This is a genomic window from Peribacillus deserti (genome assembly GCF_002863585.1).
Taxonomy (GTDB): domain Bacteria; phylum Bacillota; class Bacilli; order Bacillales; family DSM-1321; genus Paraperibacillus; species Paraperibacillus deserti_A.
This window is the reverse complement of the sequence record NZ_PGUY01000033.1, coordinates 16,474-31,153: the sequence shown is the minus strand read 5'-3', so window position 1 is coordinate 31,153 and position 14,680 is coordinate 16,474. Positions and strand designations below refer to the sequence as shown.

The following is a 14,680-nucleotide window of genomic DNA, read 5'->3' as shown; positions in this document are numbered from 1 at the left end:
TCCGATGATTCCCATCGTTAGAAACGTGATATTCATCAAACTCATCATAATAATTTTAGTCTACTGAGGGAAAGGAATTACTTATGAAGCCTTTTCTGAACTCATTCAATGTCGTGGCTTCTAACCTTTTTTGATTATTCTCCAAACGGTTATAATCAATATTTCCAGCTTTTCCTAATGCATGTTCCCACCACGAAGAACCAGCTTCCCCCCTCGATAATCCTTTGATTTTCTTAACAGGGACTAATTTATATTGCCTCTGATCTATACCATCAAAAAAACAATGAAAAGAATTATCACTTTTCAATTTATCTTGATTTAATTTATATAAATGCTCTTCGCTAATTCCAGCATTCAGCAGGGAATTTTTAATATCCATATTGATTCTACCTCATCCCATTTGAAGGTTTAAATATCCTATCTATTCTATTTTTTAATTGAACTTAAAATGTCCATTGAACATAATCTCTAAATCTATTCTTCGCAATTGCCCTAAAATATTTGATGGATAATTTTAAAATAAAAAGCATATTAGAGTCATTATGATAACATATTCTTCTAGACCCACTTGCTTCTTCTCTTTCTTTCTTATAATTGAGGCGTGTGTAGAAATAATTTGTGCACCCTTATATGTAAGGCGGAAAGTAAGTTTAACATAACAAAAAAAGGCCTTTCAATAGTTCAGTAAACTATTGAAAGGCCTTTTATGTTGAAATATTAGAGCTTTGCTACTTCAATTAAATCGTCAAATATCTTTCGTCGTACACCATTGTCTTTCTTAGCAAATTCTACATCTTCGTACCATTCCACTAAGAAATTCTCCTGGGCTTCATTTAGTTCACCATTGGGTAAAACTACGAATGCCCCTAATAAGTATGTTAAGTAATCAATCCGCTTCGGTTCAGCTAATTGCTTAGATTCAATAAATTCTAAAGCTTTATCGAGAGCTTCTAATGTCCAAGCAAATATAGTACGTAACTCTTCCGCTGATAATTTACTAATTAAAGATGCTTTTACATCTGAAGGCATCGGACTGAAGTTTGCTGTATGAGGTTTTTTCTTGATTAATTCATACGCTGGATTTAATGCTGCCAAAGGTACAGAAATTTCTGTAGCCTTTTGAACAAATAAGCCGTCTAACCCGGATTCTTTTAATTTCTCACCAAACTTCTCAGCATATTCTTTATAATAGTCCACACCTTTAACTAACATTTCAGTTAAATGAACTTCTGTCTCTGTAACCTTACTTCCAGCTAAATTTAGAACCTCGAACCACACTCGCTGCTCATCTTCAGACAAATCCTTAGCATAGTTAACTGTATAGTAGTAGGCTAAAAACTTATTGCGGATTCTTGTGAGTAAGCTTTGTACCTCAAATGTTTGCATGTCTGGATTATCCCGAACAAACCTTTCAAATTCCTTAGGATCTTTATTATATAGCTTTCCAACAGGAATTTGAGACTTACGCATAGTACCGGTAATCAGTGTAAATTTGCCAGTAGTGATGTCTAAGACGACATTACGAAATTCATCATCATCGGTATAAGCCTTGTAATTACAACTTAACCGTTGTTGTCCATCGTTCACTGAGTGCTTACCTGCCAACTCATCTTCTGGAACTAAATTTCTTGTAATGAACTTAACTTGCGGTACAGCCATATCTTTATTCTCAATAACATTGATGGATATGGGAGCAACAGCTGCCTTTCCAGTCAATTGGAAATTAAGTAACTCAATAGACTTTTCCACTTTCCACCGGATGCCAGTTTGAAAGATTGGCAAGGTTAATCGCCCGTCTTCAATATCCTTACATAAATTCCCCAAAGAAATTGGTTTTGACTCTTTAGTAGGGTCAAAACTAGAAAAATAATCAAGCTTCTTATTTATTCTGATTGCCAATTTACATTCTCCTCACCTATTTGTTAAGCTTAATTTACCACAAGCTAGAATTATAGTCAACGAAATATTTTTATAATCTTAGCAGCTAAACTAAAAAAATTATCAGAAATAACAAAAATCCTTTTATATCAACATTTTTAACATAAAATATTTTTTGCTGCTAAATTACAAAGCTAAATAAATTATACATTTTTAAATTTTAATTAATTTAGCGGTAAAATTATACCGCTAATTTCTTTGACCCTTAAAAATTTCAAATAGGCTTCCCTAAAGTAAAACAGGACTTCTTCCTCAAATCAAAATGGCTTACCCTTTAAGGTGTTCAGTAATTTGACCTTTTTTTATCCCAAAAAAAAAACCACCTCTCCGGTTCTAGAGAAGTGTTGTTATTTTAATTTTTTTTGTTTTTATAGTTTTTTTATCAGACTCTCTAGTAATCTCTCTTTCACCGCTCGTTAGTTCTTTATATGAATAATAAATATGTGATTGGAGGTTACCTTCTCGTGGTTTGGTAAATGATTCAAATACTGTTCTACTGTTAAAATATAAAATTTGTATTGTTCCTTTTCACCAAAACCAAAAGTTAGTTTCCTATAATGAATGTATCCTAATAAACGTTGTCTAATATCAACACTCAAATATTTGACTATCTCTTCTAAATTGTTAATTCAGGCTCTAAAACTAAGTCATGCTCAACCCTATATAGGATATCCATTATTCCTCCGACCCGTCTAAAGGTTATATACTGGGCATCCCTATAATTTCTCGGATGTGGATGAGCATGAACTAAATATTTTTTTATAATTTCTTGCGTTTGACTTGCTGGAATAGATATAATTTCTTTCATAGAGACATATCCTTTCAGTAATTTGATATAGTCGCGCTTGAAAACTTTAAATATACTGTCTCCCAGGAGCTAGGCCGGGCTGAAAAAATTATGTCATGAAGCTCATTGCTTATAACTTACTTTCTAGGTTCTGAAGGAACTCAGAACACATATCTTCTGATGGTTTAGAAATGGACTCTTTAATATTTACTGCTCTTTCCTATACTGGCCATCGTATTGGCGAATTACTCGCGCTAAAATAGACAGACTTTGATGAAAAAAACACACGTTACGTGTCACTAAGACTTTATACAACCCGAGTAACAATATAAGAGAATATGAACTACTTACTCCAAAAACATTTGGCTCGATCCTCACAATTCGGATAGCTGAGAAACTGGCTAGAATGCTAAAACGTCATGAGGTCAAACAGAAAGAAATAAAATTACAAAACGGACCTCGATATGTAGATAATCAATTTATCTTTGCAAAAAATGATGGGCATCCACAATTAAGGAAAGTGGTAGAAACCAGATTAAAGCGTTTGCTGAAAAAAGCAGGGATAGAAAAAAATATAACTCCTCATTCATTCAGACATACTCACACATCTCTTTTAATTGAAGCGGGTGTAGGGGTAAAGGAAATTCAGCAGCGTCTAGGACATACAGACATCAACACTACAATGAATATTTACGCTCATATGACGACAAATATGGAAGAAAAGGCCTCCCACCAGTTAAGTAAACTGATGAAAGACTTTCTCTAATTCAAGGGTTTTTATGAAAAAAAGTGACCAATTTTTGCTTCTATGAGCAAAAATATGAGCATTTAACTTTTATCCACTAAAATACCCCTATATATCAAGGCTTTATGATGTGTATTACATCATGCCGCCCATTCCCTCTAGCAATAAGTTCTTTTTGAGAACCGACAAATCTAAATGAATCATATGCCATTTAAAGAAAATTTAATTCATATCAGATAAATCGTAGCAAGCATTCTCGTTTATCTTTCCAAAGTCCCTTTTCGATAAACTTTTAAAGTGTTTTAAATCAATCTCCCTAAAAAAGATAGAAATCGCTTGGAATGTTAATATAGTAAACTTATCTGTTTTTATGCTGCCATTAGGATATCTTTTCAATTGAGATTCGAGCAGACTACCGGAACGACTTTTGAATAAAGTTTCAATTGTACTCCCATTTTTGTAAGTAACATAAACTATAAAATATCGGATAATTATCCCTCCCTTTTCACATTTTTTAAAACGCTTTTTATTTTTCTCTATACTGCTTAACAGAATCCTTTCTATGATAATACAGGATAAACTTGAAGATGAATAATGGTTTCTTTATAATTCAAGTATGTAAAAATATATTCGACAGGAATTAACAAATTCCCATATAATTTTAGGAAATAAATAATGAGTGGGGAATCTTAATGTAATGAGTTAAAGTAAGAACAGAAATAAAACAAAACCTTAATGAAGATTCCTATAAGCACTAAGTATACCAAAGAATATCGTTTCCAAATATGTGGGAGTTCCAAGGGGCGAAGCTCGACCAAACGAATATATCTACCAGCTCTTTAAAGAGAAAATCATGAAGAGCTATTTGTCAATTAATAGATCAATATTACTACAGACGATTATGAAACCTTTATCATTAAAATAGTCTTAATTAAATGTAAAGTTACTATCGGAGAACCTCAACCCAGTGATCATTCAAAACTGACTTGGATCAATAAAGAAAAATCTAAGCTCCTTAAAATGACTCCCGTAGATTTGAACAGCTAATTAATGAAAAATTGCCTTCTCACGATAATATTCAAGAAATTCCTTCAACCTCAATCAGGAAAATCTTCTCTTTGAAGCCACCCCGCTTGCCTGCCTTCTGCTTTCGTACTTCCTCTACCTTCTCAAAGGAAGAACCATGTACCTCTGCCAGCGCATGAATCAGCTCTAATACATCAGCCAACTCCTCGACTGCCTCTTCACTATTTGCAGCATCCATATATTCCTCTAACTCTTCATAGCTCTTTTTCTTAAGCTCTTTTATGTATTCTTCATCTGAAAGGATCCTAGTGTTAGGTTTCTTTCCACTCTCTTCTATAATATTTGGAATAAGATCACGGACTAATTTGTTGTATATAGGCATGTTCCTCCTCCTTAGATGTAAATTTTCCAATTTTCTTGTATTTCTTTATTATACAACATGGTTTCGACATTTCTTAGATTTATGTAAGGCCTGATTAAATAAGCATAGTAATTGATGACCATGTAACACAATAAGGAAAGAGCTATGTACACTCTTTCCTATTTTGCTTTGAACGTTATAAAGAGGTTGTAAACAACCAAGTTAGTGATCCATTAAGAAAACCTCAACATAATAAGTTTAACGAGTTAGTCAATTAGTATAAAATAGAAATGAAAATAAACTTGAAAAGGTGATAAAGTGAGTCAATTATCCGAGATCTTATCAAAAAATCATGATCAGAATATTGAGGAATTAAAAGAATTGCTTCGAATTCCAAGTATTAGTTCCCTATCCGAGCATAAAGAGGATATTCAGAAAGCAGCTTCTTGGATTGCCAATAAATTAGAAAGCATTGGATTGGAACATGTTGAAATCGTTCAGACAAAAGGACATCCAATTATCTATGCGGACTGGCTTCATCAGGAAAACGCCCCGACGGTATTAGTATACGGTCATTATGACGTTCAGCCTGTTGACCCTGTTCATTTGTGGGAAACACCTCCTTTTGAACCAACGATCCGTGACGAAAAGATTTTTGCCAGAGGGGCAACCGATGACAAAGGGCAGACATTTTTACATATCAAAGCAGTGGAAACACTTTTAAAATTGGAAGGCAGACTGCCGGTAAACATTAAATTCTGTATTGAAGGGGAAGAAGAAATTGGAAGCCCTAACCTTCCGCAGTTTCTTTCCGAAAATAAAGAAAAACTAGCCTGTGATGTGGCTGTGATTTCTGATTCAGATATGTGGGATCGAGGAGTTCCTGCCATAACCTATTCCTTAAGAGGTCTTTGTGCACTCGAAATTTCCCTAAAAACGGCAAACTCTGATTTGCATTCGGGTATGTTCGGCGGGGGTGTACAAAACGCCAACCATCTATTGATTCAGCTCCTTTCCACTCTTCATGATTTAAATGGTAAAGTACATGTTGACCATTTTTATGATGATGTCGTGGAACTGACAGACTTTGAAAAGGAACAAATTAAAGCATTGGGTTTCAATGAGGAAAAGTTAAAAAAATCGTTGGGGCTCACAGATTTAACAGGAGGGGAAGACAATTTTCCTTACCCTGAGAGAATCAGTTCCCGCCCAACATTAGAAATTAACGGTTTATGGGGCGGTTTCCAGGGAGAAGGAACAAAAACGGTTATCCCGAATGAGGCTCATGCCAAAATAACCTGCCGTTTGGTCCACAACCAAAACCCTGAAAAGATTCAAGGATTGATCAAGAAGCATTTGGAAGAACATGCTCCAAAAGGATGTACGGTGAAAGTGTCGCTGCAGGATACAGGTAATCCTTTCCTAACACCTATTGACAGTCCAATGATCCAAAAAGCAGCAGAAGCTTATCAAAACGTTTATGGGAAAGCACCTGTATATAAAAGAGAAGGCGGTTCAATTCCTATTGTGTCGGACTTCAGCCAATCCCTGAATGCACCTGTCGTCTTAATGGGATTCGGATTGCCAGACGAGAATCTTCATGCTCCCAATGAACATTTTAACTTGGAGAACTTTGACAAAGGAATATTGACGATTTGTTCCTTTTTAGAACTTCTTAATAAGTAAAGTATACTTCCTGTTGCCGTAAAAACTTGCAAGAATATCACCTGAGATTATTGTCTCGATTATTTACTGTCAAACGTAAAAGGATGAACCCTAAGGGGATCATCCTTTTTTAGGAGAAGATTAATTAGAAAGCACTTTAGCAAAGTCTCTATTTTTACAGATATCATAGATATGGTTCCATGGTTTCATTCTTTCAAAAACGCTGCTGGCTGCCAATACATCTGTATCAGCATATCTGCGGCCAATGATTTGCATCCCGATTGGAAGATTTTCTTTTGATAATCCTGCCGGAATGGATGCAGATGGGTGACCAGTGAAGTTCGTGAAGTAAGTTAGACACCAGCCAATCAATGGATCTACTTCCACTCCATTAATTTGAGTCGGACCCTTCGTATTTCCGTCATTTGTGTTATCAACAGGAAGTGACGCTACTGTCGGAGTGATAATTAAATCATATTTATTTAGGATGTTTTGAATAGCATCGTATATTTCTGTACGCAGATGCTGATCCCGGTTCAGATCGAGGACATTCATCTTATAGCCTTTTTCTATCCAATCCCTGTATTCCGGAGGTAAATCTTCGCTATGATCTTTCAAGATATCAATACCCTGGGCCTTAAGTCCTTCCAAGGAATCGATATTGATGGGTGTAATTAATCTGCACCATAAATCACTTAATTCCCGTTGATCCCGATTAATACCGAACTTCACTTCCTCTACATGGGCACCAGCTTGTTCAAACACCTTTACCGCATTTCTCACTGTTTCTGCAATCTGATTATCTACAGGGAATACATCAAAGTCAGGGCTAAAGGCAATTCTCATGCCCTTAACAGACTTTCTCAATGCGGATAAATAGTTCACATTTTCATCCAGACTAAAAGGATCTCTTGGGTCATACCCGGCAAGTGCCGTTAGTCCAATCGCTGCATCTTCTACATTCCTTGTTAAGGTTCCTTCAAATAGGAATGGATTTATGCCACCAAAAGCGTTCGGTCTCGCAACTGATGGAACACGCCCGAAGGAAGCCTTGTATCCATACAATCCACACCATGCCGCAGGTATTCGGATTGAACCTCCGCCATCAGTACCTTCTGCAATTGGGAGCAATCCATCAGCTACCGCTGCAGCACTTCCACCAGATGAGCCGCCGGTATTTTTTCTTAGATTAAAAGGATTGCGGGATGGACCAAATAAGTAGTTGTCACATGTTCCCCGGAACCCCATGACTGGACTATTTGTCTTTCCTACCAGGATGGCTCCGCTCTTTTCCATACGTTCTGCATATGGACAATAGAAATCAGTAATATTATGTTTTAATGCCCGAATCCCGCCAAAAGTCGATGGCCAGCCTGGTTTAAAATCGAACAGATCTTTGATCGCTGAAGGAATTCCATGCATGATTCCAACTTCCGCTCCTGACATAATTTCCGCTTCCGCTTTCTTTGCCATCTCTTTTGCGCCTTCAAAGTCTACATGTACAAAAGCATTTAAACTTTCATTTCTTTCTTTAATTCTAGTAATAACGGCTTCTATTACATCTACCGGCGATAATTGTTTACGTAATATCTTAGATGATAGTTCGGCAACGGACATATAGGATAAATCATTTGAAAGTGACATTTTCGTTCCTCCCTCAAATTATTGAAAGCGCTTCCACTAAATTATACACTGTTATTTCCACTAGTTGTCAAATAATAGTAAGATTTTTATTTAAAGCCACCGATGGCCCCTCTTCGAAATACCAATGTATATTGGGGATGTAGCTGGGTGACTTATTGATGGCAATTTGATCGTGTTTTAGAAGGTGATAAGAACCTAGGAAAGACTGCACTGATTGCTACTCTTAGTATATCAGTTTTAGACATGGCAGATATTGTGGATATAGATGGTAACGAAAGTGAATTTGATGGTGGAGCAGTAGCACTGGTGAAATAGCGATGGCAGATAACGAACACCAGGCGGTTGACCATATTCAACTCGACAAGCCCAACCAGCACGATGTTACACCTCATTGGAGAACTTTACCTGATGGTCGGGAAATATGGATAGATGGAGATACAAATGTGGATCGAAGTCACGAACAAGGTGGCGGTTGGACACAATCTAACCCACATTATCATTCAAATAGATAAAGTCTAATACTTTCATAGAAAAGCCTACTACTACAACTGTATTCCGAAATGCTCAGAGTCTATCCACTAAGGGTTTCGAACTGAATTTCGAACTGCTCAGAGTTTATTCACTAAGGGTTTCGAACTGTATTCCGAACTGTTCAGAGTCTATTCGCTAAGGGTTTCGAACTGTATTCCGAACTGTTCAGAGTCTATTCGCTAAGGGTTTCGAACTGTATTCCGAACTGTTCAGAGCTTCATATATCCAGAAAAAAGATTGCCTTCATCGCAAAGCTGCAATGAGGACAATCTTCGAGAATATCATTTCTCCCGTTAACCAGAACAGCATGCTCCGCTGCCTATGAATTGATTTTGAAGCTAAGTATGTTCTTATTGTTTCTTATATGCCAGATTCGCATAAATCTCAACCATTGCAGACTGCTCAATAAGCGGCACAGGCTTTTGAGGATCACGCTGGAATAGACTGGTTTCCGTCCTTAAAGTATCCCCCATCTTATCCGCATAGGCTTGGGTATATTTTCTATATTCATTATTAGGTTTGGCTGAATCCAATAGCTGCAGGTTTTCAAAGAAGATGGCGTTGAATTCTGGAGGATTCCTGTAAAGTTGGGTGTCGCGGTAATATTAAATGGACTTCTCTGCCAGGGTTTCTGCACGATCCAGATACTTCTTATCACCTGTTGTTTGATAGAAAAGAACGTTTGCCCCGATCATCATGCTCTGGTTGTAGGTCCACTGAGTTTTCTCGGTATTGCCATTTAGGTCGACATGATCCCAATACAAGCCGTTTGGTGCAAGCATGGAATTGTTTACGCAGTCATAGGCTTTCTTTGATATGAAAGTCTACATTATGCGATTGACGTGGGCGAACCAAATATAGTCGTATATCCGCTTATCGATTTTAAGAGGCGTTCTGCCTGTTCATTGTTCATTGAACCATATCTTTCAACTGCATCAACGATTTTTGGGAATAAGTGGACATCCCCGGCACTCGCAAAACCAGCTACTCCAGGAAAGGATAGAACAAAGTGTACACAAGCATCTATAATTTCCTGCTGATCAAACGGCTCGTACCATGTTGCATAGCGGCGCTCTTGTCCCTCTCCCCATGGAGCCTTTGCAATTGCTTTAATGACCCTCACTGCCGTGTTTTGGTTGTTTGCCTCATTCATTAAAGCATCGAACGATTCTCGATATTCAGGCAAAGAATACATATAATAATTCAGGGGTAGCAACACCGTTTCAAATGGGAATCTCTTCAATGCCTCTAAATGGGTAACGGCAGCCTGATGTCCGTGACCTGTTATACCGATTGCTTTTACTATACCTTCTTCTTTTGCTTCTAAGGCAGCTTCCAACGCACCGCCCTTGGAAGTACATTTATTGAGCTCCTCAATAGTACCGACAGCATGTAATTGAAGTAAATCAACGGAATCAACCTGCATCCGTTCTAAAGAACGATAAATTTCTACTTTCGCTTTTTCTTTCGTCCGTTCTCCCGTTTTAGTAGCCAGAAAAATGTCGCTGCGAACTTTGCTTATAATAGGCCCTAATCGAATTTCTGCATCGCCATAGTCAGCAGCTGTATCAAAATGGTTCACTCCATGTTCTAAAGCGAAGGTTATCGACTTATCGGCTTCTTCTTGTGTAACATTACCTAAACTTGCTGCTCCAAACATAACGGCAGACCCTTCATAATCTATACGCCCAATTTTTCTCTTTAACATGGTAACACTCCTTTATTTATCAGTTTCGTAAGAGGAGTAACTAAAAACCTGGTAATTTCTAATGCGCCATCCCTACATTCAAACGAGAGATCAAATTTTCAGAGAATCAATTTTTTATGATAAAAGGTTATATTTGTATGTCTTCCTCCTACCCATAAACCGTTTACTCATAACTAATTCTATGAAAGCAATCGGATGTCCTGCTCGTCAAACTTGTCCAAAATTCTATAACAAGAGATTAGGTAACGGGAAATAGCACATTATGAATGCAGGGAGATTTGTCCAAATGATAAGGTCAAATGTTTGTTCAACCTCAACCTCTATTAACCTATCTAGAAAATTTAAATATTGTGTTTACGGCAGTATGTTTTATGAATGAAAATAGAGCCTAAAAATACAAGGAATGCATAAAACCTTGCATATTTAGGCTCTTTAATTGTATCCCTGTTGTGTTAAAGCACTTGTTTGTTTAAGTACCTTTCTTCACATTTTGTTTATCTCCGGTTCTTCATAACAGACTGAAAATGCCATCTCGGGCATTCCTTTAAATATCTCTTAATTTCTTTTACAGAAATAACATCTGCCTCAGTCTCATCAGTAGATTGTAGGGATAAATTTTAAATGCTTTGCAATTTCCATGTTTAGGGGCAGAGTAATTTCAGGGCGAAAACAGTTTCCAATTCCCTTCGGAGACCACTTCGACCGCCCCGTCAATCACTTTGATGGCGGTTTGATCATCAATCGCATACGCCGGCCCCTCCATCCCGGCGGCCCATTTCTCTGCAGCAGCCATGGTGTTTCCCGGCAGCATCTCATGATCCAGGTGCGGAAACATGGCAAAATCGACTAGACCCAGCGTTTCATCACCACCGTTAGGCGGGGTCCAGCCAACGAAAAATTCCCCGATAGTAGGTGCCATCACCATGCTCCCAGCACTCATTCCCACATAGACTGCCTGTAGTGACGGCAAGAGGTCTGCCAACCCGGACTGCCGCATCCAGTGGCACAGGTAGAGGGCATCTCCGCCTGACACCAGCAGGACGTCCGTCTCCCGGACAAGCGGCACCCAGCGCTCTTCGTCGATGCTTGGCAGCGCGGTGAGCTCTAGCACGCCGACGGACTTCCAGCCCAGTCCGACCATGTTATCAGAATTCCCGCTGATGAACTGCCAGGCATTGACGCCAGGACCGACCCAGGGGTGTCCGTACAACGCAGTGGGGATGCACAAGGCGTTGGAGTCGGCGATCGGCTTGCCCAGCATGTCAACCAGTGCGTTTTGTATGCTTTTGTTATTTATGCCTGCAGATGTGAGCAGAAATTTCATAACTTTTCTCCTTGTCTTTTATTTTCAAAAGTGGTGCGGACGTCGTTTGTACAGATTAAGCTGATATCAGACCCAAATTAACCTGAATTGTGTCCCATCAAGGACCTTCCCGTTTCAGGTATATTTTCGCTAATAATAGTTAAAAGTCCTCTGTTGAAATTTGTCGAATTGTATCCAAAATTGTGATATTTGCAGATGCAGTTTCTGTTGTAGGACCGAATCCACAATTATTTCGGGCTAATTAGGCCTTAAACCAAAGCCATTTTTCTTATAGTAATTTTCGATATGATTATCTATGTAAGGACAAAAATGGCTCAATCGTTGAGCTGAAACAAATGATGAACTCATGCAGGATTTATACTATAAACATTCAACTATTTTTACTAGCATGAAAATATGTATTATATCTGAACCGTCCATATACGCTTTCCTTGGTTTTAACGATATTACAAGCTGAGAAGGCAGCGGCAATTAAAAATACATGTATAGTAGCCCTATTAAGCGTTTGATACGTAAGGAAGTGCCTTTCCCAAATTGACAAAAAAACTACCTCCAAAACACGGAGATAGTTCAAATTTCGCGTACAAATCGGGACCTTTATTTCTCCTAGAAAACAGGACTGCTTATCCGTTTCTATTAATCCCATTTTACATTTTGAAGCAGAATATTTTCTTATTGTTTTTTATATGCTAGATTCGCATAAGTCTCATCCATCGCAGCCCGCTCAATTAGCGGTACAGACTTTTGAGGATCACGCTTGAAAAGACCAGTTTCCGGGTTTCTAACGGTATCCCACATCTCGTCCCATAGGCCTAAATATATTTTCTATATTTATTATTTTGTTTGACTGAATCCATCCCTTATTTCAATTTAACTACAAAAGTCTTAATCTCATAAGGCTTGATATCAAACGCAAACCCTTTGTTTTCCTGAACATCAGTGATGCTTCTTTCCATCAGATCGCATTCCTGCCAGCATTCGATGTTCATATCACTCTCGAGCTCCACTTTTCCTCTTGCACTGGCAAACTCGTGCAGAAGGATTATCATTGCATCATCACTTTCTGACTTTTTCACTGCATCCACCATCACATTTGGAGCTGAGACTCTGAACAGGGAAACACTTTCCGTCTGGCCTTCTGCATAAGTCAGCGGATTGTTAGGATCCCACAAATTGCGCACGTTATTTCCTTCATACCAGCTACCCTCAGGAGGAAGCAGGGATATTTATTATGCGGGTCAAAATGTCTGGATTGTAACTCTGTCAGTGTATGTGTAATTTTAAGTTTGACAAAGTTGGAGTTAAAAGTAGTGGGCCACTATTCTTTTGCCCTCGTTTTTGCTCATTTTTTTTGACTTTATCCCAACGATTTATAGATGCATACAAATTATTGTGTCGGGCCTCCTTAAGGTAACGAATACAATAGAAAGAACGTAGGAAGGTTACCAGGTTGCCATTTCTGTAGTATGCTGTCGAAAAGTATGCGTTTGCCATCCATATAAAAGGTGAATTACCAAGTAGGAAATAAATTCAAAGGGGTGTACATCTTGTCTTATGAAGCTATCTCTAAAATTTTATTGTTGTCAAATGAGTTACAAGCAAGAACAACCAATGAAAAAGCAATCGAAACAATTACAAATTTGAAAGACTTTGTTAAATCCGTAGCTAACGAGACAGGTATTCAGGTTGAGGAAGAGCATAATGGTACAAAACTCTCAGCTTTATCAGATTACGATTTATTAGTAAAGATTAGAGCAGAGGCTGAAAAACTTGAAGGAAAAGATAATGAAGAAGACAAAGATAATGATTCTATTGCAAAGATGCTATGCACCAAAATAATTCAAGTATATGGCTTTGATCAAGAAGAAGCACTAGCGGACAGCTGGTCCGTCTTTTTCTCACCGTATGGGCGACCTAAATAGGTCGCTCAGCTTGTAAACAAAGTCTATTTATTCTAGAGCTGTCTACAAGCTTTTTTTGTATCTGCCTTCCTTAAAGCTGTAAATATTTGACGAGTTATACATAGTTCCGCAAAGGCTCGGAACGAGCTTTTTCCATTGTAGATAGGGACCGCATGAAAAAGCCCAATCACCCCCTCTTGTTATTAATTTTCATTTCGATGCATTATCCCACCGTTAATATCTCTTATTCATCAAAAAACCGATCTATATTTTAGAGTGCTTTGGGGGACGTATAACCATTTCTTTTTGAAGGCTTGCGATCATTCTGTCAGCCAATTTGCGAATAAAAGTATTGGTGATAAAAGTAGGATAATACCCCATTCTTTCACGTATGAGGTTCTCTAAAACAAAGCATTTCCTGGTCATTTTTTCATATTCTATAAACGTATATTGTTCCCCTTCCCTATATTCTTCGGCTCCTTGTTTTATAGCCTGAATAAAAATGTACCGCTGCTTATAGAGATTAGCCCGTTCTTTTCTTGCTAATTTTAAAAGTAAAACAAGTTCGATAAGAGAAAGGCGAATCAATTCCTGGGTATTTTTTGATAAATCTTGAAGGGTGGGCTGTACTTCAGGAAGAAAATCCTTACGTTTCCCCTTTTCCTGAATGTCCTCTTCAGTTATTCCCATCTCACAGAAACTACAATAATAAGGGGCGAGCGGTTGGTTTATCTCGCTTCCGCAATACGGACATGTTTTCATATTCCTTCACCCTTTCTTATATCAATTTCCTTCCCGTAGAACGCCCTACTATTATAAAGTTATATGTGATTATTGTAGAACATATGTTCTAATAAATAAAGCATATTGTCTTCCCTGCTGTTTTAAATAAAATTGCTTCCCTCCCAAAAAATGCTATCAACCATAAAATAGTGGAATTTGAAACAGATCTGCAAAAGCTTGGGCTTTAAACGTAATATATAGGCTGTCTAAACAGAGCAGTTTTCTATAAAAGCTTCTTCGCTCCCACTTATCTGCTGAAACAAAAAA

General features: G+C 37.8%; 15 protein-coding genes and 1 pseudogene. 4 read left to right on the top strand and 12 right to left on the bottom strand.

Going from position 1 to position 14,680, the window contains the following annotated elements; genetic code table 11:
- Nucleotides 1-55 precede the first annotated feature (55 nt).
- The 3 genes from CUU66_RS10965 to CUU66_RS10955 form a co-directional block, all read right to left on the bottom strand.
- Nucleotides 56-379 carry a hypothetical protein gene (locus CUU66_RS10965; RefSeq protein WP_101642041.1) on the bottom strand — a complete coding sequence of 108 codons (324 nt, stop codon included), beginning with the start codon at nt 377-379 and terminating at the stop codon, nt 56-58.
- A 338-nt stretch (nt 380-717) separates the two neighbouring features.
- Entirely contained in the window at nt 718-1,899 is a 1,182-nt protein-coding gene (locus CUU66_RS10960) for a hypothetical protein (protein WP_101642039.1), read from the bottom strand.
- A 655-nt stretch (nt 1,900-2,554) separates the two neighbouring features.
- Nucleotides 2,555-2,746, bottom strand: coding sequence for a hypothetical protein (locus CUU66_RS10955; protein ID WP_101642037.1), 192 nt, complete (start codon nt 2,744-2,746; stop codon nt 2,555-2,557).
- Between the two features lie 385 nt (nt 2,747-3,131).
- Between CUU66_RS10955 and CUU66_RS24810 the strand changes: the two genes are divergently transcribed.
- On the top strand, nt 3,132-3,491 hold the full coding sequence (locus tag CUU66_RS24810) for a tyrosine-type recombinase/integrase (protein WP_257967957.1): 360 nt from the start codon (nt 3,132-3,134) through the stop codon (nt 3,489-3,491).
- 1,057 nt (nt 3,492-4,548) lie between these two features.
- Here CUU66_RS24810 and CUU66_RS10945 read toward each other — a convergent pair.
- Entirely contained in the window at nt 4,549-4,878 is a 330-nt protein-coding gene (locus CUU66_RS10945; RefSeq protein WP_101642035.1) for a nucleoside triphosphate pyrophosphohydrolase, read from the bottom strand.
- 297 nt (nt 4,879-5,175) lie between these two features.
- Between CUU66_RS10945 and CUU66_RS10940 the strand changes: the two genes are divergently transcribed.
- Nucleotides 5,176-6,543 (top strand): dipeptidase, encoded by a 1,368-nt coding sequence (locus CUU66_RS10940; RefSeq protein WP_101642034.1) that lies wholly within the window; start codon nt 5,176-5,178, stop codon nt 6,541-6,543.
- Between the two features lie 120 nt (nt 6,544-6,663).
- Here the strand turns inward: CUU66_RS10940 and CUU66_RS10935 are convergent, their stop codons facing one another.
- Nucleotides 6,664-8,166 (bottom strand): amidase, encoded by a 1,503-nt coding sequence (locus CUU66_RS10935; RefSeq protein ID WP_101642032.1) that lies wholly within the window; start codon nt 8,164-8,166, stop codon nt 6,664-6,666.
- A 317-nt stretch (nt 8,167-8,483) separates the two neighbouring features.
- Here CUU66_RS10935 and CUU66_RS10930 point away from each other — a divergent pair, with 317 nt between their 5' ends.
- A complete protein-coding gene (locus tag CUU66_RS10930; protein WP_101642030.1) occupies nt 8,484-8,678 on the top strand; it encodes a hypothetical protein in 195 nt (64 codons plus the stop codon).
- A 369-nt stretch (nt 8,679-9,047) separates the two neighbouring features.
- Here CUU66_RS10930 and CUU66_RS24805 read toward each other — a convergent pair whose 3' ends face one another.
- From CUU66_RS24805 to CUU66_RS10905, 5 genes are all read right to left on the bottom strand, one after another.
- Entirely contained in the window at nt 9,048-9,170 is a 123-nt protein-coding gene (locus tag CUU66_RS24805; RefSeq protein WP_257967956.1) for a hypothetical protein, read from the bottom strand.
- 132 nt (nt 9,171-9,302) lie between these two features.
- Nucleotides 9,303-9,515, bottom strand: a complete 213-nt coding sequence (locus tag CUU66_RS10920) for a glycoside hydrolase family 76 protein (protein ID WP_257967960.1) — start codon at nt 9,513-9,515, stop codon at nt 9,303-9,305.
- 11 nt (nt 9,516-9,526) lie between these two features.
- Nucleotides 9,527-10,405, bottom strand: coding sequence for an aldo/keto reductase (locus CUU66_RS10915; protein WP_101642024.1), 879 nt, complete (start codon nt 10,403-10,405; stop codon nt 9,527-9,529).
- A 658-nt stretch (nt 10,406-11,063) separates the two neighbouring features.
- Nucleotides 11,064-11,729 (bottom strand): Type 1 glutamine amidotransferase-like domain-containing protein, encoded by a 666-nt coding sequence (locus tag CUU66_RS10910; RefSeq protein WP_101642021.1) that lies wholly within the window; start codon nt 11,727-11,729, stop codon nt 11,064-11,066.
- A gap of 860 nt (nt 11,730-12,589) precedes the next feature.
- Nucleotides 12,590-12,910 (bottom strand): glycosyl hydrolase-related protein, encoded by a 321-nt coding sequence (locus CUU66_RS10905; protein ID WP_180955255.1) that lies wholly within the window; start codon nt 12,908-12,910, stop codon nt 12,590-12,592.
- Nucleotides 12,911-13,276: 366 nt separating this feature from the next.
- Between CUU66_RS10905 and CUU66_RS10900 the strand changes: the two genes are divergently transcribed.
- A complete protein-coding gene (locus CUU66_RS10900; RefSeq protein WP_101642017.1) occupies nt 13,277-13,651 on the top strand; it encodes a hypothetical protein in 375 nt (124 codons plus the stop codon).
- Nucleotides 13,652-13,701: 50 nt separating this feature from the next.
- On the opposite strand, the pseudogene CUU66_RS24570 reads toward CUU66_RS10900, so the two are convergent.
- Nucleotides 13,702-13,830: pseudogene (locus CUU66_RS24570) on the bottom strand (sigma factor); the annotation flags it as partial.
- Nucleotides 13,831-13,894: 64 nt separating this feature from the next.
- Nucleotides 13,895-14,392 carry a hypothetical protein gene (locus tag CUU66_RS10895; RefSeq protein WP_101642015.1) on the bottom strand — a complete coding sequence of 166 codons (498 nt, stop codon included), beginning with the start codon at nt 14,390-14,392 and terminating at the stop codon, nt 13,895-13,897.
- Between the last annotated feature and the right edge of the window lie 288 nt (nt 14,393-14,680).

Excerpts from the sequence above, each read along its gene's own strand:
- CUU66_RS10965 (WP_101642041.1), bottom strand. The coding sequence starts at position 379 with ATGGATATTAAAAATTCCCTGCTGAATGCTGGAATTAGCGAAGAGCAT.
- CUU66_RS10955 (WP_101642037.1), bottom strand. The coding sequence starts at position 2,746 with ATGAAAGAAATTATATCTATTCCAGCAAGTCAAACGCAAGAAATTATA.
- CUU66_RS24810 (WP_257967957.1), top strand. The coding sequence starts at position 3,132 with ATGCTAAAACGTCATGAGGTCAAACAGAAAGAAATAAAATTACAAAAC.
- CUU66_RS10945 (WP_101642035.1), bottom strand. The coding sequence starts at position 4,878 with ATGCCTATATACAACAAATTAGTCCGTGATCTTATTCCAAATATTATA.
- CUU66_RS10935 (WP_101642032.1), bottom strand. The coding sequence starts at position 8,166 with ATGTCACTTTCAAATGATTTATCCTATATGTCCGTTGCCGAACTATCA.
- CUU66_RS10930 (WP_101642030.1), top strand. The coding sequence starts at position 8,484 with ATGGCAGATAACGAACACCAGGCGGTTGACCATATTCAACTCGACAAG.
- CUU66_RS24805 (WP_257967956.1), bottom strand. The coding sequence starts at position 9,170 with ATGGGGGATACTTTAAGGACGGAAACCAGTCTATTCCAGCGTGATCCT.
- CUU66_RS10915 (WP_101642024.1), bottom strand. The coding sequence starts at position 10,405 with ATGTTAAAGAGAAAAATTGGGCGTATAGATTATGAAGGGTCTGCCGTT.
- CUU66_RS10910 (WP_101642021.1), bottom strand. The coding sequence starts at position 11,729 with ATGAAATTTCTGCTCACATCTGCAGGCATAAATAACAAAAGCATACAA.
- CUU66_RS10895 (WP_101642015.1), bottom strand. The coding sequence starts at position 14,392 with ATGAAAACATGTCCGTATTGCGGAAGCGAGATAAACCAACCGCTCGCC.